At 78.3% G+C, this 568-nt stretch carries 1 protein-coding gene; it reads right to left on the bottom strand.

The features are described from left to right. Positions 1–568 (bottom strand): AAA family ATPase (locus AE652_RS42775; RefSeq protein ID WP_049661790.1); only part of this gene is annotated, 568 nt, incomplete at both ends.

Below are 568 nucleotides of genomic sequence, written 5' to 3'. Positions count from 1 at the left end.
CGGCGCCGGCGTCCGCCGCCCGCGCGTAGGCCTGGGCGAACAGCGGGTTGCCGTCGGCGAGGGCCGCGCGGCGGTCGTCGGCGGGCGTCGGGTGGCGGCGGCCGGAGGCGGCACCGATCACGGTGGCGGTGGCCGCGGTGGACAGCGGTGCCACGTGCAGCAGGACCGAGCGGCGCTTGGCGCACCCCCAGGAGGGCCTGGTGTGGAGCAGTTCGGAACGGGCGCCGACGATCAGCAGCAGGGCGACCGGGCCGAGCCGGACGGTGAGGTCCTCGACGAAGGAGCGGACGAAGTCGGCGGCGCGGTGGAGGTCGTCCAGGACGACCACCAGCGGGCGCTCGGCGGCCGCCTCCTCCAGGAACTGCCGCAGCGCGCCGAGGACTTCCTCCCGTGGGACGGCGCCGCCGTCCGGCCCCTCGGCGGAGGCGGCCGGGGCGGGCAGGCCGAGGCAGGCGGCGAGCGCGGTGACGATCGGTCCGGTGTCGGCGTGCGGGAGGAGCCCGCGCACGACGTTGGTCAGTGCGGGCAGGACGACGGCCGCCGGCGCGCCGGCGCGGATGCCCGTGTA

This window comes from Kitasatospora sp. MY 5-36, assembly GCF_001182915.1.
Taxonomy (GTDB): Bacteria; Actinomycetota; Actinomycetes; order Streptomycetales; family Streptomycetaceae; genus Kitasatospora.
This window is presented reverse-complemented; position numbering and strand designations above follow the sequence as displayed.